The organism is Sphingobium sp. B11D3A (assembly GCF_025961695.1).
Classification (GTDB): Bacteria; Pseudomonadota; Alphaproteobacteria; order Sphingomonadales; family Sphingomonadaceae; genus Sphingobium.
Genome location: NZ_JAOQOE010000001.1, coordinates 583,504 through 600,277 on the forward strand (window position 1 = coordinate 583,504; position 16,774 = coordinate 600,277).

Genomic DNA, 16,774 nt, shown 5'->3' on the forward strand with positions numbered 1-16,774 from the left:
GCATCAACCTTGACAGGCGCAGGCCGAACACCGACTTGCTCGCTGCGCGCTGGTTCACCAGCCGAGCCCTTTCCCCCAAGAACAGGAGACACCGATGACGATCAAAGTTGGCGACACGCTGCCCGAAACGACCTTCGTCAAGATGACCGAAAACGGCCCCGAACCGGTTGACAGCAAGAATTATTTTGCTGGCCGCAAGGTCGCGCTCTTCTCCGTTCCGGGCGCCTTCACGCCCACCTGCTCGGCCAAGCACCTACCGGGCTTTATCGAGAAGGAAAGCGATCTGAAGGCGAAGGGCGTCGATGAGATCGCCTGCACCGCCGTCAACGATCCGTTCGTGATGGGCGCGTGGGGCAAGGCCTCGTCGGCTGACGGCAAGGTGACGATGCTGGCGGACGGCAATGGCAGCTTCGCCGAGGCTGTCGGCCTCACCATGGATGGCAGCAAGTTCGGCCTCGGCACGCGCGGCCAGCGCTTCTCGATGCTGGTCAATGATGGCGTGGTCGAGCAGCTCCATGTCGAAGCGCCGGGCGAATTCCGCGTCTCCAGCGCAGATTTCATGCTCGAGCAGCTCTAAGACCATTGCGAGCGGGGCGGCGGCACAAGTCGCTGCTGCCCCGCCCCGCGCCCCTCTTCCGCCTGTCATACAGGCCAGCTATGAAGGGGCATGAACCAAGCTTCCAGCACCCACATCGTCGAAGCGCTGATCGCGGGCTATGAAACCGCGACCGCCAATTTGCGCGAGGCCATTTTCGCTTATGCCAAGGATGGCACCGTGCCTTCCGCCCGCTCGGTGGCGGACCGGGATTTCTGCTATCCCTCGCTGATCATCGATTATCATCAGACCAATGACGGCGTGCCGAGCCGCCGCTCCTTCGCGCGCCTCTCTCGCCCCGGCCATTATGTGACGACGATCACCCGGCCGCAGATGTTCGCGCGCTATCTGACCGAACAGCTCGATCTGCTGATGGCCGACTATGAGGTGGAAGTCAGCGTCGGCCGGAGCGATCAGGCGATCCCGTTCCCCTATGTGCTGGATTCGCTGCCCGCCGGCACACTTGCCGCAATTCCGCCGAGCGAGTTGGCGCGCCATTTCCCCTCGACGGAGCTCGCGCAGATCGGTGATGAGGTGGCGGACGGGCTGCTGCTGCCCGGCCCATCAGGCGAGCGACCGCTGGCGCTGTTCGATGCGCTGCGCACGGATTTCAGTCTAGCGCGTCTGCGGCATTACACCGGCACGCCGCCTGAGCACGTCCAGCGCTACATTCTGTTCACCAACTATCACCGCTATGTCGATGAATTCGTGCGCTGGGGCTGCACCGAACTCAAGCGACCGGGCACGCGTTTCACGGCGCTTTCCGGTGCCGGGGGCGTCGAGGTCACCGCCGACACCGCCAATCCGGAAAGCGCGATCGCTGACAGCGCCTGGCGGCGTCACCAGATGCCGGCCTACCACTTGATCGCCCCGGACGGCACCGGCATCACGCTGGTCAACATCGGCGTCGGCCCCGCCAACGCGAAGACCATCTGCGATCATCTCGCGGTTTTGCGCCCCGAGGCTTGGCTTATGATCGGTCACTGCGGCGGCCTGCGCCCGAGCCAGCGGATCGGTGATTATGTGCTGGCCCATGCCTATCTGCGCGACGACCATGTGCTCGATGAAATGTTGCCGCCGGAAATTCCGGTGCCCGCCATTGCCGAGGTGCAGGTGGCGATGGCCGAGGCGTGCGAGCATATTCTGGGCGCCAGCGGCGACATGAAGCGCCGCCTGCGCACCGGCACCATCGTGACGACGGACGACCGCAACTGGGAACTGCGCTACTCCCGCTCGGCCCTGCGCTTCTCCCTCTCGCGCGCGGTGGGCGTGGATATGGAGAGCGCGACCATCGCTGCCCAGGGATATCGCTTCCGGGTGCCCTATGGCACGTTGCTGTGCGTCTCCGACAAGCCGATCCATGGCGAACTCAAGCTGCCGGGCCAGGCCAATCGCTTCTACGAGGAAGCCATAGCGGGCCACCTCGCCATCGGCATCGAGACCTGCGAACGCCTGCGCCAGCAGGGCGACCGCCTGCACAGCCGCAAGCTGCGCGCGTTCAACGAGCCGCCGTTTCGCTGACGGCGCGAAGGGACGTCAGGCCGGGCTCTCCTCCGCCAGCCGGCCGGCGACGCAAAGCCGATCGCGGCCCCCGCGCTTGGCCTCATACAGCGCATCATCCGCCCGGCGCAGGAATGTCGTGCGCCCCTCCGCCTCCGCAAGCGTGGCTGCGCCGATGCTGGCGGTGACCGCCAGCGTGTCGCCATTGGGCAAATCGATGCTGTGGTCGCGCAACTGTCGCAGCAGCCGGTGCCCCAGCCGCGCCGCATCTTCCAGGCTGCTGTCCGGCGTGATTACAACGAACTCTTCGCCGCCATAGCGCACCACGATGTCATTCAGACGCACCTGGCTCTGGATCAGCGAACTCACGTGACGCAACACCTGATCCCCGACCAGATGCCCATAGAAATCATTGACGCCTTTGAAATGGTCCAGATCGATCATCAGCGTCGATAGGGGCAGTCCCGAGCGGCGGGAGCGGCTGATCTCTTCGTCCAGCCTTGTGTCGAGATAGCGTCGGTTGAACGTGCCGGTGAGCGGATCGCGCACCACGTCGCGCTCCAGTATGGCGATGCGCACGAGATCCTGCGTGGTCAGCGCGGAGAGCCGGGCCACGGCGAGCACGAAGAACCCGCCCGCCAGCAGAATCAAACTGCCAAGCAAATCCGTTGGCTCCGACACCGTGGCAAAGCGAGTGCTGCCGTACACGGCATAGGCCATGATGAAGCCGACGACCAACCAGCGAAGGCGATTCCAGCGGCGGTACAAATCGCCACCTTTGAGGGCCTTGAGGATCGAATGGATCGAGGGAAGGGACGATGCGAGCAAGCCAATGCCGGCCGAGACGATTAACAGGAGAAGCCAGACCATATGCCCACCAGACCATCTAACATGCTGTCAAATAGCATGTTTATCTAAGCATTGCGCGCATTCCCTGCTGCGTTAACCATCATTCGCACGTCCACTCGCCTCGCCCGCGCCTAACGCATCAGCGGACGATCAAGGCTTCGGTGTAAGGACGGGGCAGAGCGGCTCGCCCTGCCCCGCTGGCGGCTCACCAGCCGCAGCTCTTTCCCTTGTTCTGCCGGTCCAGCCAAGTCTTCAGCGGCGAGAAATAGGCGGCCAGTGCCTTGCCGCTCATCTCGCGCGAGCCGGTGAAGGCCTGCAGCGCATCCGGCCACGGGCGGGAGGCGCCCATTTCCAGCATGGCGTTCAGCTTTTCACCGACGGCCTTGTTGCCGTAGAAGGAACAGCGGTGGAGCGGCCCCTTCCAGCCCGATTGCTTGCAGGCAGCCTCATAAAATTGGAACTGCAGCAGCCGCGCCAGGAAGTAACGGGTATAGGGCACACTCGCCGGAATGTGATATTTCGCGCCGGCGTCGAAGGCGTCATCCGGACGGTCCGTCGGCGGAACGATGCCCTGATATTGCAGCCGCATGGCATTCCACGCCTTGTTGTAGTCCGCGGGCTGGATCGAGCCGTCGAACACGCCCCAGCGCCAGCGATCGATCAGCAGGCCGAAGGGCAGGAAGGCGATCTTGTCCATCGCCTGCCGCAGCAGCAGGCCGATGTCCTTGTCCGTGCCTGGCACCTTGGACGGATCGAGCAGGCCGATGTCGACCAGATATTGCGGCGTGATCGACAGCGCGATGGTGTCGCCAATGGCCTCATGGAAGCCGTCATTGGCGCCGTTCAGATAGAGGAAGCTCTTGTCCTTATAGGCGCGCTGATAGTAATTGTGCCCCAGCTCATGATGGATGGTGACGAAGTCGCCGCTGTCTACCTTGGTGCACATCTTGATGCGGATATCGTCCTTGTTGTCGATATCCCAGGCCGAAGCGTGGCAGACCACTTCCCGGTCGAGCGGCTTGATGAACTGGGTGCGCGTCCAGAAGGTTTCCGGCAGCGGGTCGAAGCCGAGCGAGGAGAAGAAGCCCTCGCCGAACTTGAACATCTGCGTTTCCCACTTGCCACGCTTGGCGGGGTCCGCCTCGGTCGGGCTGGTTTCCACATAGCCCTTGGCCTTGAGCAGGGCACCGATGTCATAGCCCAGATCCCCAGCCCCGGCCGGCGCGACCAGCGGGTAGATATTGCCCCACTCCTGCGCCCACATATTGCCGAGAAGATCGGCGCGGATCGGCCCGGTCTTGGGCTGGACCGCATCGCCATATTTGGCGTTCAGCTTGTCCCGCACATAGCAGTGCAGCGAATCGTAGAGCGGCTTCACATCCTGCCAGAGCTTCTCGGTCAGCTTGGCGAAGTCGTCCGGCGGCATATCGTAATTGGAGCGCCACATCGCGCCTGCATCCGCAAAGCCCAGCTCCTTGGCGCCTTCATTGGCGATGGTCACCAGCCGCTCGAACTCGCCGCGCATCGGTTTGCCCACATTGTCGTGCCAGCTCGTCCACATCTCCCGATACTCGTTCGGCGTGTGGTCGAGATTGCCCATTTCCGCTTCGATATCGCTGCCGTTGATCGGCTTGCCGTCCAACGTGCCGCGGCCCTTGCCATAATCGGACTGCAGCTTGGTCGCGATGGCGTTCAGCTCGGCGGCAGCGCCGGGCGTGGTCGGCGCCGGCAGCACGATGCCTGCCCGCAAGATGTCGAGCTTGCGCTTGGTGTCGTAGGAGAGGCCCGGCACCTTCTCGAACTTGGCGGCCTCAAGCGCATAGCGGACCGACATCTCGGTGCCCTTGGCGCCGACGCGGGCGGCAAGCGCATCGGTATCCTCGGTCAGATAGGTCGCGTTGACCCAATAGACCTGATTGGCCTCCAGCGAATAATCGAAGAATTCCTTCTCGGCCTGCGCCACGAGGGCATCGGCCTGCGCCGCCGTGGGCATTGCCTGTGTCGGAGCCGAATCGGCCTGGGCAAAAGCCGGCGCGCCGCAAACGGCCAATGAGAGCGCTGCCGCTACGGCAAGGCGCGAAACGGGATTGAACATGATTGGTGTCCCTGAACCTGTGGCCTGAGCCTGTGGATTACGGCCAAGCTGGCCTGTCAGGGCTAGGTTCGTCAACCCGCGAGATAATCGGCGATGACCTGTCCGAATTCCGGTTTGGTGATCGCTGTCATATGGGTGCCTGGGCATGTGCCGCGTTGCGCATTGGGCAGCGCCGCGACCAGCGCATCGGCCGACCCGTTATCGTCATCATCCTCGCCGCACAGCACCAGGGTCGGCATCGTCACCTTGGTCAGCACCGCGCGATCCATATCGCTCATGCTCATCAGCAGCAGGCGCAAGGCGACCGGATCGATCTTCATTGTCTTCATGAACTGGATCGCCATATAGTCGCGGTCGCCCGGCCGCACTGTCTCGAAATGATCGAGCGCGTTGAGGAAGAACTGCCGGCGGCGCGTCCACTCCAGCAGGCCTTCCAGCCCCATGCCGCCGAGCACCAGCCTGCGAGGCGTCATGCCCCGGTCGATCAGTCCCAGGCACAGCCGCGCGCCCATGGAATAGCCGACAAGATCGAACTGGTTGACGCCCAGCGTCCCGATCACCGCTTCCAGGTCGAGCAGCATCACGTCCTGCGGATAGGCATCGGCATCCGTCGGCGCATCGCTGCTGCCATGCACGCGCTGATCGATCATGATCGCCTCGAAACCGGCATCGGCGATTTTCTGGGCCGTGCCATAACGCTGCCAGTTGATTTGCGCGCTTGAACTGAGGCCATGCAGCATAATGACCGCCGGCCCATCGCCGAGCCGATGGACGGCGATGCGCGTGCCGCCATGGCCTTGAAGATGGTCGATGCGGATCGTCGATGTATCTGTCATCGCCTGATTGTGGGCGAGATCGCCCACCGAAGGCAAGGCGAATACGCGGGAAATGAGCGCGCCGTCCCGTGCGCGGGGTACAGAGTCTGGACTTGCTTTTAATAAGCCGGCTTACTAAATGCGCCGGCATCATGGACGGCAATCATCTCGCCTTTGCAATCGGCGACCTCGGGCGCCTGTATCGTCGCAGGTTTGACGAGCGCACCCGCAGCCTTGGCATTACCGGGCCGCAGATGCGCGCGCTCGCGCAGATCATGCGCTTTCCCGGCATCAACCAAGGCGCGCTTGCCGAGCGGCTGGATGTCGAGCCGATCACGACCTGCCGCATGGTGGACCGTCTCGAGCAGGCCGACATGGTCGAGCGCCGCCGCGATCCGCAGGACCGCCGCGCCTGGCAGCTGTTCCTGACCGAGGCGGCCAAGCCGCTCGCCGCCGAATTGCAGCAGATCGGCCAGCGGGTGCTCAATGAATCGCTCGCCGGCATTTCAGCGGAGGAGCAGGAAACCGTGCTTTCCGTGCTCTGCCGCATCCGTGACAATCTTTCCGGCGATAGCCAGCCTGCCACTGACGCGGCCGCAAAGGAGGCGGCAGTCCATGTCTGAAGCCGATCCTGCCCTGCGTCCGACCGCTCAGTCGCCTGCGCCTGCCGAGACCGTGGCTACCCCCGATGAATCTGCCGCAGCGGAGCCGCGCGGCAAGCGCTTGCGCAACCGCCTGCTCATGATTTCGGTGCCGCTGATCATTCTGGCGGTGGGTGCGTGGTTCTGGGCGACGAGCGGGCGCACCGTCTCCACCGACAATGCCTATGTAAAGCAGGACATCGTGGCAGTCGGCAGCGATGTCGCTGGGCGGATCATCGAGGTGAAGGTTCGCGAGAACCAGATGGTGAAGGCCGGAGACGTGCTGTTCGTCGTCGACCAGCAGCCCTACAAGGTCGCCCTCCAGCAGGCCAACGCCCAGATCGCCAATGCGCAGGTCGCGGTCGGGCGCCTCCGCACGGATTTTCAGGCTACGAACGTCGACATCACCGGTGCGCGTGAGGATGTCTATTACGCCCAGCAGGATCTCGACCGGCAGCAGGCGCTGATGAAGGACGGGTTCACTACCCGCGCCCGTCTCCAGCAATCCCAGCAGGCGCTCGACAATGCCCGCACGCGGCTGCGCACGGCGGAAGCCGATGCCGCCAAGGCCAAGGCGGCGCTCGCCAACGGCGCGCAGGTGCCGGGCGTGAATCCTGAAATCGCCGCGGCGCAAGCCCAGCGCGATCAGGCCGCTCTCAACCTCGATCGCACCGTGGTCCATGCCCCGGTCTCCGGCCGGATCAGCCAGGCCAGTCGCCTGCAAGTCGGTCAGATGGCGGTGCAAGGTCTGCCACTGGTCAGCATCGTCGCTAGCGACCGGATCTGGGTGACCGCGAATTTCAAGGAAACCGATCTCGACAGGATGCGCCCGGGCCAGAGCGCCGATATCAAGATCGATGCCTATCCCGGATCGCATATCCGTGGCCATGTCGACAGCATCGGCGCAGGTACGGGCTCTGAGTTTTCAGTACTCCCGGCCCAGAATGCCAATGGCAACTGGGTGAAGGTGACGCAGCGCGTGCCGGTGCGCATCGCTATCGACGGCCATCCGGAGCGGCCGATGATCGCTGGCCTGAGCGCGAAGGTGACGGTGGACATTCACGCGACCAAAGCTGGCGCCGCAGTCGCCTCCGCCCGCTGACGCAAACCGGCATCATGGCCCCTACGTCGGATCTTCCGCAACTGCAGGTGCGCCACAAGGCGCTGCTGACCATGGCGATCATGTCGGCCATGATCATGCAGGTGCTCGATACGACGATCACCAACGTGGCGCTGCCGCACATGCGCGCCTCACTCGGTGCCAGTGACGAGACAATCAGCTGGGTACTCACCAGCTACATCCTCGCCGCCGCCATCGCCATTCCCATCACCGGCTGGCTTGCGGACCGGATCGGGACGCGGCGACTGCTGCTGATTTCCGTCTTCGTCTTCGTGGTGGCCTCCGTGCTCTGCGGCATTGCGCAGAGCCTGACGGAGATGGTGCTGTTCCGCGCGCTGCAGGGTGTTGGCGGCGCCTTTGTCGGCCCGCTGGCGCAGAGCTTGATGCTCGACATCAATCGCCCGTCCCAGCACGCCAAGGCGATGTCCGTCTATGGCATGGGCGTCATGATCGGCCCGATCATGGGGCCGGTGGTCGGCGGGTGGCTGACCGAGTGGATCGACTGGCGCTGGTGCTTCTTCGTCAACGTCCCCTTCGGCATCGTCTGCCTGGTCGGGCTTTACGCCCTTCTCCCCGAGAAGCCGCTGCAGCGGCGGAATTTCGACCTGTTCGGCTTCGCGCTGATCGCCTTGGGTCTGGCGAGCCTCCAGCTCATGCTTGACCGCGGGCAACATGCCGACTGGTTCTCCTCGACGGAAATCTGGGTCGAGGCCGCTCTGGCCGTTAGCGGCCTGTGGATGTTCGCGGTCCACACGCTCACCGCCCGCAAGCCGCTCTTCGCCCCTGCCCTCTTCGCAGATCGCAATTTCCTGAGCGCCGCTGCGTTCATGTTCATCATCGGTCTGGTGATGTTCGCCGCCATGGCGCTGCTCCCGCCGCTGCTCCAGGGCCTCTATGGCTATTCAGTGGTCGACACCGGCTGGATCCTGGCGACACGCGGCGCGGGCCTGCTGGTCGCCATGGCCCTTTCCAGCCGCCTGACCAGCCTCATCGATCCGCGCGTGCTGATTGCCGGCGGCTTCTCGGTCACGGCCAGTTCTTTGTGGATGATGACCGGCTGGTCACTGGAGCAGAACTGGGTGCCGTTCGTGGTCACCGGCGTAGTTCAGGGGGCCGGTATCGGCATCGTATTCGTGCCCCTGCAGATGCTCGCCTTCGGCACCCTGCCACCCGGCGCCCGCACCGAGGGCGCCGCCGTGCTCAACCTTACCCGGAACATCGGCTCGTCCATCGGCATCGCGGTGGTGATGGCGCTGCTGGCGCGCAACAGCCAGGTCAGCCATGCCGATCTCACGCAGCATATCTCGTCGGCCAATCTGCCGGTGGACCCGAGCGAGTTGCAGCGCTTCGGCAGCTTCGGCACGACCGTACTCGCGACGATCGACGGGATCGTGAACCAGCAGGCGACGATGATCGCCTTCCTCGACGATTTCTACGCCATGGCCATCGTCAGCACGCTGATCATTCCGGCCGCCTTCTTCCTGCGCAAGCCCAAGCGAGGGCCAGGATCGCCCCCGCCACCCCCGATCAGCGAGTGAGGGGGCGCCAAGCCCGGCGGACGGTCGCCGCCGGGCGTTGACAGGTATAAGGCTCAGCCCTTCTGCAGGTGCTCGCGGCCGAGCAGTTCGGCGATCTGCACCGCATTCAGCGCCGCGCCCTTGCGCAGATTATCCGAGACGCACCAGAGCGACAGGCCGTTCTCGACGGTCGAATCCTCGCGTACGCGGCTGACGAAGGTCGCATAATCGCCCACGCACTCGACCGGGGTGACGTATCCGCCGTCTTCATGCTTGTCGACGAGCATCACACCCGGCGCCTCACGCAGGATTTTCTTCGCTTCCTTCGCGCTGATCTCATCCTCGAACTCGATGTTTACGGCCTCGCTGTGGCCGACGAACACCGGCACCCGCACGCAGGTCGCGGTGACCTTGATCTTGGGATCGAGGATCTTCTTGGTCTCGACCACCATCTTCCACTCTTCCTTGGTGGAGCCATCGTCGAGGAACACGTCGATGTGGGGAATGACGTTGAAGGCGATCTGCTTGGTGAACTTCTTGGGTTCAGCGGAATCGCCGACGAAGATGTTACGGCTCTGCTCGAACAGCTCGTCCATCCCCTCCTTGCCGGCCCCGGACACGGACTGATAGGTCGCCACGACCACCCGCTTGATCTTGGCGGCATCGTGCAGTGGCTTGAGCGCCACGACGAGCTGCGCGGTCGAGCAATTAGGGTTCGCGATGATGTTCTTGCGTCGGTAGCCCTCGATGGCCTCGGGATTCACCTCCGGCACGATGAGCGGCACATCGGGGTCCATGCGGTAGAGCGAGCTGTTGTCGATCACCACGCAGCCAGCGGCGGCGGCCTTGGGCGCATATTCCTTGGTCGGTCCGGAGCCGGCGGCGAACAGGGCCATATCCCAGCCCGTGAAATCGAAATGCTCGATATTCTTGACCTTGAGCATCTTGCCGGTCTCACCGAACTCGATCTCGTCGCCCGTCGACCGCGCACTGGCAACGGCCGCGATCTCGTCGATGGGGAACTCCCGCTCGGCAAGGATGTTGAGCATTTCGCGACCGACGTTGCCGGTGGCGCCTACGACGACGACACGATATCCCACAGGGGCTTCTCCAGCGGTTGAATGAGGGAAACAGCGGGCCGGATACCGCAAAAGGGCCGCAGAGGCAAAAGCGCAATCTTGTGGCGGGTACTTGTGCCCCGCCGGTGAAGGGTCAGGGCTTTTCTGGTGGCGGCGCGCCGGTCAGCGCGCGCATATCCTCGTCTTTCCACGGTGCCGGCAGGCTGCTCTGCGGGCAGTAACGCGCCTTGTTGGCCCAGCCGCTGTCCGATTGGGCAGCGTAATTTTCCGCATCGGTCACGTCATAGGTCCGGGTGCTGGTGCGCACCTCCTGCCGGCTTGCGAGGGCATCGCCTTCCCGGCATGTCTCGGTCACGCGATAGGTGGTGGCGCCGGTCTTCTCGATGGTGCCGAAGGTGCAACTGTAGCGCGCGCCGCTATAGCCATTCCGGCCGATCAGCGTGACCGTGGCTTTGGAGGCTGACTCACAGGCCGTTTCGTTGGAAACATAATAGCCCAGCCGCAAGGGCAGGCCGCCGACGAGCACTTTGCCCGGCTCTGTGCTATTCGCCGCGCTGTTGCCGGCGCTGTTCATCGCATTGGCTGCCTTGGCTTGCGATCCGACATCGCCTTCCAGCACGTTGAGGCTGTTCGAGACGTCCTCCGAGAGATTTGACCCGGATTGGCCGCAGGCAGAAAGAAGCGCCAGTGCCGCCACCAGGGTCAATCGTCTCATCATGCCTCCTCCATCTCATCAGCTTCGATAGAGAATGGGCGTTGGGGGCCGCAGTGACAACCCCGAGCAGCTGCATTTTTCCGCGAAACATGGACTTCGCCGCCTCGCGCGCCTAAATGCGCCGCATGTCTGCCAACCCCGCCCTTCTCTCCTTCGCCAAGATGCACGGCCTCGGAAATGACTTCGTGGTCATCGATGCCCGCGAGCGACCTGTCGTCATGACCGAGCAGCTGGCACGGGCCATTGCCGACCGTCGGACCGGGGTGGGATGCGATCAGTTGATCGTCGTCGGCGCCTCCGAGCGCGCCGATGTCTCCATGCGCATCTTCAACCAGGATGGCAGCGAGGTCGATGCGTGCGGCAATGCCACCCGCTGCGTGCCGCTGTTCGTGGGGCGGGACGTCACCATCGAGACCAATGCCGGACTGCTGGAGGCGCATCGCCAGGGTAATTTGGTCAGCGTCGACATGGGCGAGGCGCGGACGGATTGGGAGCAGGTGCCGTTGGCTTATGCCATGGACACGCTCACCATGCCGGTGAGCTGGGACGATCTGCCGGCGCCGTCCGCGGTGAGCATTGGCAACCCGCATGTGGTGTTCTTCGTCGATGCGCTGGATGATGTGGACATGGCGCGCCTCGGGCCGCTGATCGAGCATGATCCGCTGTTCCCAACCCGCGTGAACGTGAATTTCGCGCAGATGCTCGCGCCCGACCATATTCGGTTGGTGGTCTGGGAACGCGGAGCTGGCTTCACCCAGGCCTGCGGGACCGGCGCCTGCGCGACGGCAGTCAGCGCGCTTCGCCGGGGGATCGCTCAAGGTCCGGTGCGCGTCAGTCTGCCGGGCGGTGATCTTCTCATCGATTGGGCGCCGGGTGGCCATATCAGCATGACCGGCCCGGCTGCCCATGTGTTCGATGGCACGCTCGATCCGGCTGAGTTCGCACCCGCCGCATGACCGGCCCCGAGGTCATCACGCTCGGCTGCCGGCTCAACATTGCCGAGAGTGAGGCCATTCGCCAGCAATTGGGCGGGCAGGATGATCTTGTCGTGGTGAACAGCTGCGCGGTCACCGGCGAGGCCGTCCGCCAGACCCGCCAAGCCATTCGCCGCGCTCATCGTGCCCGGCCGGAGGCGCGCATCGTGGTCACAGGCTGCGCGGCGCAGACCGACCCCGGAATGTTCGCTGCTATGCCGGAGGTTGCCGCCGTGATCGGGAATGGCGAGAAGGCGGACTTTGCAGAGCATCTCCGGACCTCTCCGTTCGTATCGAGCGAAGTCGAGATACGGCCAGGCTCGTCCTCTGGTGTCTCGACTTCGCTCGACACGAACGGAGGAGAGATTCCATCGCCCGAGCGGGTCCGTGTCGCCGATATCATGACCCTCGAACATCAGGCGCCGCACCTGCTGGCCGCCTTTGCCGAGCGGGTTCGCGCCTTCGTCGTGGTGCAGAATGGCTGCGATCATCGCTGCACCTTCTGCATCATCCCCTTCGGCCGTGGACCGAGCCGATCGGTACCGGCCGGCGCCGTGGTGGATCAGATCCGCGCACTGGTCGATGAGGGCGTGCAGGAAATCGTGCTCACCGGCGTCGACGTGACGAGCTATGGGCCGGACCTGCCCGGCACGCCCAGTCTCGGGCTGCTGGTCGAGCGCATCCTGCGCCATGTGCCTGACCTGCCCCGCCTGCGCCTCTCCTCACTCGACGGCATCGAGATCGACGACCGGCTGTTCGAGCTCATCGCCGGCGAACCGCGGCTCATGCCGCATGTCCATCTCTCGCTGCAGGCGGGCGATGACATGATTCTCAAGCGGATGAAGCGTCGGCACAGCCGTGCTCAGGCCGTCGATCTGGTCGAGCGCTTGCACGCGAGGCGCCCGGAGATCGCCATCGGCGCGGACATCATTGCCGGCTTCCCGACCGAGGACGATGGGATGTTCGAGAACAGTCTCGCGCTGGTTCGTGATTGCCGCATCGTTCACGGCCATATTTTCCCTTACTCGCCGCGTGACACCACCCCGGCAGCGCGGATGCCCCAGGTCGACCGGGCCGTAATCCGCGAGCGCGCCGCGCGGCTTCGGGCCGCCTGTGACGCCGAACGGACGGTATGGCTTCGCGCCCTCGTCGGCTCCACCCAGAGCGTGCTGATCGAGACCAGCGGACTCATGGGCTATGGCGAGAGCTTCGCGCCGGTCCGCTTTGCTACCCCACAAAAGCCCGGCGAGATTGTCCGCGCCCGCATCACGGGGCTTGAGGGAAACACGCTCATCGCGCATGGAGCCGAGCATGGCTGAACTTTCCTGGCGCGATCGCCTTTTCGGCGGCTTCAAACGCACTTCCGACCGGCTCGGTGAGAGCATTTCCGGCGTCTTTGCCAAGGCGGCGCTGGATGAGCAGACGCTCGATGAGCTGGAGGAAGCGCTCTACACGACCGATCTTGGCCCGGCGATGGCCGCGCGCATCCGTGACCGGCTAGCCGAGGGGCGCTTCAACAAGGAACTGACCGAGGAATATCTGCGCGAGATCCTCGCCGAGGAAATCGAGAAGGTGCTGACCCCGGTAGCCAAGCCCATCGAGATCGAGGCTTTCCCGCGCCCGCAGGTCATCCTAGTCATCGGCGTCAACGGCTCGGGCAAGACGACGACCATCGCCAAGCTCGCGCATCTGTTCCAGGAGCAGGACTACAGCGTGATGCTGGCGGCCGGCGACACCTTCCGCGCCGCGGCCATCGGCCAGTTGCGCATCTGGGCCGAGCGGTTGGGCGTGCCCATCGTCACCGGACCGGAAGGCGGCGATGCGGCAGGCGTGGTGTTCGACGCGGTCAAGCAGGCGACCGCGCAGGGCACGGACATCCTTATCGTCGATACCGCCGGGCGGTTGCAGAACCGCACGGAGTTGATGGACGAGCTGGCCAAGATCCGCCGCGTGCTGGGGCGCCTCAATCCCGCCGCGCCGCACGATGTCGTGCTCGTGCTCGACGCGACGACCGGCCAGAATGCGCTGTCGCAGATCGAGATTTTCCAGAATGTCGCCAATGTCACCGGGCTGGTGATGACCAAGCTGGATGGCACGGCGCGGGGCGGCGTTCTGGTCGCGGCGGCCGAGAAATTCGGCCTGCCCATTCACGCCATCGGCGTAGGCGAGAAGATCGACGATCTGCGCCCCTTCGACCCCGGCGAACTCGCCCACGCCATTGCAGGAGCGGCTTATGCACGCTGACGACAAAGCCCGGCCCCGCGTCGATGCGACCATCGATTCCGCGCCGATCGCACCCGGCCCGAAGGGCGAAAGCTGGCTGCCGATGGCACTTGATTTCGGGCCGTTGCTCGTCTTCTTCCTTGCCACCAAGTTCATCGGCATGTTTGCCGGCACTGCCGCCTTCATGGCCGCGATTGCGGTGGCCGTGGTGGTCAGCAAATGGCGGCTGGGCAAGGTGTCGCCGATGCTCTGGCTCTCGGCGATCCTGGTTCTCTTCTTCGGCGCCCTGACGCTGTATTTCCATGATCCGGCCTTTATCCAGCTCAAGCCGACGATCATTTACGGCTTCTTCGCGCTGATGCTGATCGGGGGCTGGATGGGCGGCCGCCCGTTGCTGCGCTACCTGCTGCAGTCGGCCTATAGCGGGCTGGATGAAACGGGCTGGCTCAAGCTCTCGCGCAACTGGGGCTTCTTCTTCGCGGCGCTCGGCGTGGCGAATGAACTGATGCGGATGTCGCTCGATTTCGATACGTGGCTGCTGGTCAAGGTCTGGGGCGTCACCGCTGCCTCGATGCTGTTCGCCATGGCCAATGTCCCCATGCTCATGAAGCACGGTTTGGAGCTGGGCGACAAGCAGAGCGGCCCAACGGCCTAAGACAAGCGCGCGACAAACGCTGATGTTGGCCGAAGAATTTTAGCAATATTCTTCAAGGCTTAAGAAACGACCTTGCGCGTCGCGCGTTAATTTGTCACGTCAAAGAGAGGGAAGCCCGGAAAGTGACCGCAACGACGTTGGCAATGTCTCCCAAATTTTTGTTCCTTCAACAGTTTATCCGCCATCCGCGGATGGTGGGATCGGTGATCCCCACGTCCGACATCGCCATTCACGCCCTGCTCGATCCGGTCGATTGGCAGGATGTGCGTTGCGTCGTCGAATATGGGCCGGGCACGGGCGTGTTCACCCGGCGCATTCTTGAGCGGCTTGGGCCGGACGCGCGGCTGATCGCCATCGATACCAATCCCATGTTCGTAACCCACCTGCGCCAGCACATGGCGGACCCAAGGCTGATCTGCGTGGAAGGATCGGCCGCCGATGTGGAAGCCATTCTCGCACGTGAGGGTTTCGAGGCCGCGGATTACATCATCTCCGGCCTGCCCTTTTCCACTCTGCCCCCCGCTGTCGCCGACGACATCGCTGCCGCAACGGCGCGCGCCATCCGTCCGGGCGGGCAGTTTCTCGTCTATCAATATTCGCGCTTCGTGCTCTCACGCCTTGAAGCCAATTTCGCGAATGTCGCGCAAGGCATGGTGTGGCGATGCATTCCCCCTGCCCGCCTGTTCTGGGCGCGCAAGGGTGACGACGTGGGCGCCGCGCTCAGCGACGCCGAAAGTTTAGCCGTCGCGTGACGGTATAGTCGGCCACGCCGACCAGAAGATAATCGATCCACCATCGAAACCGACTGAACGGACTGGCGAGTGCCGCATAAGTGCGGCCGTCGATGACCGTGCTGTCCTTCGCCATCGTGTCGACCAGCGCGCGCGCGGCGCGGGCAAATTCGGCATCCTCGATGCGCAGCATCAGCTCCAGATTGAGGAACAGGCTGCGCATGTCAAAATTGGCGGAACCGACGTAGACGATGTCATCAATGACGATCAGCTTCATGTGCAGCTTCTGCGGCTGATATTCCAGGATTCGCACCCCGGCCCGCAGCAGCCGCCGATACAAGTGCCGGGCAGCCCCGACCGTGGTGGTGTTATCGGATCGCTCCGGCGTGATGAGCCGGGCGCTCCCACGCTGGGCGATGCCGGCTATGCGGCGCATGATGCCGGGGCTCGGGGAAAAATAGGCCGCGACCAGATCGAGCGTGCGGCCATGGTGCAAATCTGTCTTCACGCACTTGGCCCAGCTGTTAAGAAAGCGCGTCGGTCCCCCGATCAGCCAGCGCGCCTTTCCTTCGCCGGGCTGCCAGGTGCGGACCAGCCGGCGCAGATGGCTGAACCGCTGCCGGCTTTCCAGGCTCCACTTCGCCAATCCCTGATACCATCGGCCGAGATCTTCGACGAGCGGCCCTTCAAGCGCGAGGCCGAGGTCGCACCAGGCGTTCGCGTCCTCGGGGCCTGCGAAGTAGCTGTTCTCGCAATTGAACCCGCCGATCATCGCCCGCCGGCCATCGCAGATCACCATCTTCTGATGATTGCGGATCAGGTAGCGCATGGATCGACGCGCACCGAACCGCGCGAAACGCCCACCAGCACAGATGAAGGCATCGAAGAACCCATCGGGCGTCCGCGCCGATCCGAACGCGTCGATCATCAGTGTGACAGCGACGCCGCGCTTGCAGGCCTCGACCAGAGCGTCACGGATCAGCGTGCTGCAGTCGTCCGCCGCGAAAATATAAAAATAGAGGTCGAGTGTCTCGCGCGCGTTGCCAATCAGATCGAGCAGCGTATCGAGCCGATCCTGCCCGCCGGGCAGCAACCTGAGCTTGTTACCGGCCACCTCGTGCAGGCGATCATCCTGCACGCGCGGTGCCAGCGTAGAGACGTTGCCTGTCATGCCCCCCCTCATGCGTCAACCACCCTGCCTTGCCAACCATCACGCGCGCATCCCACCCTTTCAATGCCGGATGGACGCTATTGTTTCCACGATC

General features: G+C 64.0%; 16 protein-coding genes. 10 read left to right on the forward strand and 6 right to left on the reverse strand.

What is annotated here, in order from left to right; all coding sequences use genetic code 11:
• Positions 1-94 precede the first annotated feature (94 nt).
• Together M2332_RS02780 and M2332_RS02785 are read left to right on the forward strand one after the other, a co-directional pair.
• Positions 95-577 carry a peroxiredoxin gene (locus tag M2332_RS02780; protein WP_264572881.1) on the forward strand — a complete coding sequence of 161 codons (483 nt, stop codon included), beginning with the start codon at positions 95-97 and terminating at the stop codon, positions 575-577.
• Between the two features lie 90 nt (positions 578-667).
• Complete coding sequence (locus M2332_RS02785; protein WP_181559728.1) at positions 668-2,116, forward strand: AMP nucleosidase; 1,449 nt, start codon at positions 668-670, stop codon at positions 2,114-2,116.
• Between the two features lie 15 nt (positions 2,117-2,131).
• On the opposite strand, the gene M2332_RS02790 is transcribed toward M2332_RS02785, so the two are convergent.
• The 3 genes from M2332_RS02790 to M2332_RS02800 all read right to left on the reverse strand — a co-directional run bounded on the left by M2332_RS02790 (position 2,132) and on the right by M2332_RS02800 (position 5,875).
• A complete protein-coding gene (locus M2332_RS02790) occupies positions 2,132-2,965 on the reverse strand; it encodes a GGDEF domain-containing protein (protein WP_181559729.1) in 834 nt (277 codons plus the stop codon).
• A gap of 184 nt (positions 2,966-3,149) precedes the next feature.
• Positions 3,150-5,039, reverse strand: coding sequence for a M2 family metallopeptidase (locus tag M2332_RS02795; protein WP_264572882.1), 1,890 nt, complete (start codon positions 5,037-5,039; stop codon positions 3,150-3,152).
• A gap of 71 nt (positions 5,040-5,110) precedes the next feature.
• On the reverse strand, positions 5,111-5,875 hold the full coding sequence (locus tag M2332_RS02800) for an alpha/beta fold hydrolase (protein ID WP_264572883.1): 765 nt from the start codon (positions 5,873-5,875) through the stop codon (positions 5,111-5,113).
• Between the two features lie 131 nt (positions 5,876-6,006).
• Between M2332_RS02800 and M2332_RS02805 the strand changes: the two genes are divergently transcribed.
• From M2332_RS02805 to M2332_RS02815, 3 genes are read left to right on the forward strand one after another with little or no spacing between them, the layout of a single operon-like run.
• The gene (locus M2332_RS02805; protein ID WP_264572884.1) at positions 6,007-6,477 is read left to right on the forward strand and encodes a MarR family winged helix-turn-helix transcriptional regulator; all 471 of its coding nucleotides are present in this window, start codon (positions 6,007-6,009) and stop codon (positions 6,475-6,477) included.
• Positions 6,470-7,597: an HlyD family secretion protein gene (locus tag M2332_RS02810; RefSeq protein WP_264570361.1), complete on the forward strand. Its 1,128-nt coding sequence runs from the start codon at positions 6,470-6,472 to the stop codon at positions 7,595-7,597. Before M2332_RS02805 ends, M2332_RS02810 begins: the two co-directional genes overlap by 8 nt.
• A gap of 14 nt (positions 7,598-7,611) precedes the next feature.
• On the forward strand, positions 7,612-9,153 hold the full coding sequence (locus M2332_RS02815) for a DHA2 family efflux MFS transporter permease subunit (protein ID WP_264572885.1): 1,542 nt from the start codon (positions 7,612-7,614) through the stop codon (positions 9,151-9,153).
• A 53-nt stretch (positions 9,154-9,206) separates the two neighbouring features.
• Here M2332_RS02815 and M2332_RS02820 read toward each other — a convergent pair whose 3' ends face one another.
• Complete coding sequence (locus M2332_RS02820; RefSeq protein WP_264572886.1) at positions 9,207-10,232, reverse strand: aspartate-semialdehyde dehydrogenase; 1,026 nt, start codon at positions 10,230-10,232, stop codon at positions 9,207-9,209.
• Between the two features lie 112 nt (positions 10,233-10,344).
• Positions 10,345-10,929 (reverse strand): hypothetical protein, encoded by a 585-nt coding sequence (locus M2332_RS02825; protein WP_264572887.1) that lies wholly within the window; start codon positions 10,927-10,929, stop codon positions 10,345-10,347.
• A gap of 122 nt (positions 10,930-11,051) precedes the next feature.
• Here M2332_RS02825 and dapF point away from each other — a divergent pair, with 122 nt between their 5' ends.
• The 5 genes from dapF (at position 11,052) to M2332_RS02850 (ending at position 15,530) form a co-directional block, all read left to right on the forward strand.
• Positions 11,052-11,882, forward strand: a complete 831-nt coding sequence (dapF, locus tag M2332_RS02830; RefSeq protein WP_264572888.1) for a diaminopimelate epimerase — start codon at positions 11,052-11,054, stop codon at positions 11,880-11,882.
• Positions 11,879-13,219 (forward strand): tRNA (N(6)-L-threonylcarbamoyladenosine(37)-C(2))-methylthiotransferase MtaB, encoded by a 1,341-nt coding sequence (mtaB, locus tag M2332_RS02835; protein WP_264572889.1) that lies wholly within the window; start codon positions 11,879-11,881, stop codon positions 13,217-13,219. The genes dapF and mtaB overlap by 4 nt, the downstream gene beginning before the upstream one ends.
• Positions 13,212-14,144, forward strand: coding sequence for a signal recognition particle-docking protein FtsY (gene ftsY, locus M2332_RS02840; protein ID WP_264572890.1), 933 nt, complete (start codon positions 13,212-13,214; stop codon positions 14,142-14,144). Before mtaB ends, ftsY begins: the two co-directional genes overlap by 8 nt.
• Positions 14,134-14,778, forward strand: coding sequence for an inner membrane-spanning protein YciB (locus tag M2332_RS02845; RefSeq protein WP_413715131.1), 645 nt, complete (start codon positions 14,134-14,136; stop codon positions 14,776-14,778). Before ftsY ends, M2332_RS02845 begins: the two co-directional genes overlap by 11 nt.
• A gap of 203 nt (positions 14,779-14,981) precedes the next feature.
• Positions 14,982-15,530 (forward strand): class I SAM-dependent methyltransferase, encoded by a 549-nt coding sequence (locus M2332_RS02850; RefSeq protein ID WP_264572891.1) that lies wholly within the window; start codon positions 14,982-14,984, stop codon positions 15,528-15,530.
• Here M2332_RS02850 and M2332_RS02855 read toward each other — a convergent pair.
• Positions 15,499-16,680 carry a phospholipase D-like domain-containing protein gene (locus tag M2332_RS02855; RefSeq protein WP_264572892.1) on the reverse strand — a complete coding sequence of 394 codons (1,182 nt, stop codon included), beginning with the start codon at positions 16,678-16,680 and terminating at the stop codon, positions 15,499-15,501. The genes M2332_RS02850 and M2332_RS02855 overlap by 32 nt on opposite strands.
• Positions 16,681-16,774: the final 94 nt, after the last annotated feature.

Excerpts from the sequence above, each read along its gene's own strand:
- M2332_RS02780 (WP_264572881.1), top strand. The coding sequence starts at position 95 with ATGACGATCAAAGTTGGCGACACGCTGCCCGAAACGACCTTCGTCAAG.
- M2332_RS02785 (WP_181559728.1), top strand. The coding sequence starts at position 668 with ATGAACCAAGCTTCCAGCACCCACATCGTCGAAGCGCTGATCGCGGGC.
- M2332_RS02790 (WP_181559729.1), bottom strand. The coding sequence starts at position 2,965 with ATGGTCTGGCTTCTCCTGTTAATCGTCTCGGCCGGCATTGGCTTGCTC.
- M2332_RS02795 (WP_264572882.1), bottom strand. The coding sequence starts at position 5,039 with ATGTTCAATCCCGTTTCGCGCCTTGCCGTAGCGGCAGCGCTCTCATTG.
- M2332_RS02800 (WP_264572883.1), bottom strand. The coding sequence starts at position 5,875 with ATGACAGATACATCGACGATCCGCATCGACCATCTTCAAGGCCATGGC.
- M2332_RS02805 (WP_264572884.1), top strand. The coding sequence starts at position 6,007 with ATGGACGGCAATCATCTCGCCTTTGCAATCGGCGACCTCGGGCGCCTG.
- M2332_RS02810 (WP_264570361.1), top strand. The coding sequence starts at position 6,470 with ATGTCTGAAGCCGATCCTGCCCTGCGTCCGACCGCTCAGTCGCCTGCG.
- M2332_RS02815 (WP_264572885.1), top strand. The coding sequence starts at position 7,612 with ATGGCCCCTACGTCGGATCTTCCGCAACTGCAGGTGCGCCACAAGGCG.
- M2332_RS02825 (WP_264572887.1), bottom strand. The coding sequence starts at position 10,929 with ATGATGAGACGATTGACCCTGGTGGCGGCACTGGCGCTTCTTTCTGCC.
- dapF (WP_264572888.1), top strand. The coding sequence starts at position 11,052 with ATGTCTGCCAACCCCGCCCTTCTCTCCTTCGCCAAGATGCACGGCCTC.
- mtaB (WP_264572889.1), top strand. The coding sequence starts at position 11,879 with ATGACCGGCCCCGAGGTCATCACGCTCGGCTGCCGGCTCAACATTGCC.
- ftsY (WP_264572890.1), top strand. The coding sequence starts at position 13,212 with ATGGCTGAACTTTCCTGGCGCGATCGCCTTTTCGGCGGCTTCAAACGC.
- M2332_RS02845 (WP_413715131.1), top strand. The coding sequence starts at position 14,134 with ATGCACGCTGACGACAAAGCCCGGCCCCGCGTCGATGCGACCATCGAT.
- M2332_RS02855 (WP_264572892.1), bottom strand. The coding sequence starts at position 16,680 with ATGACAGGCAACGTCTCTACGCTGGCACCGCGCGTGCAGGATGATCGC.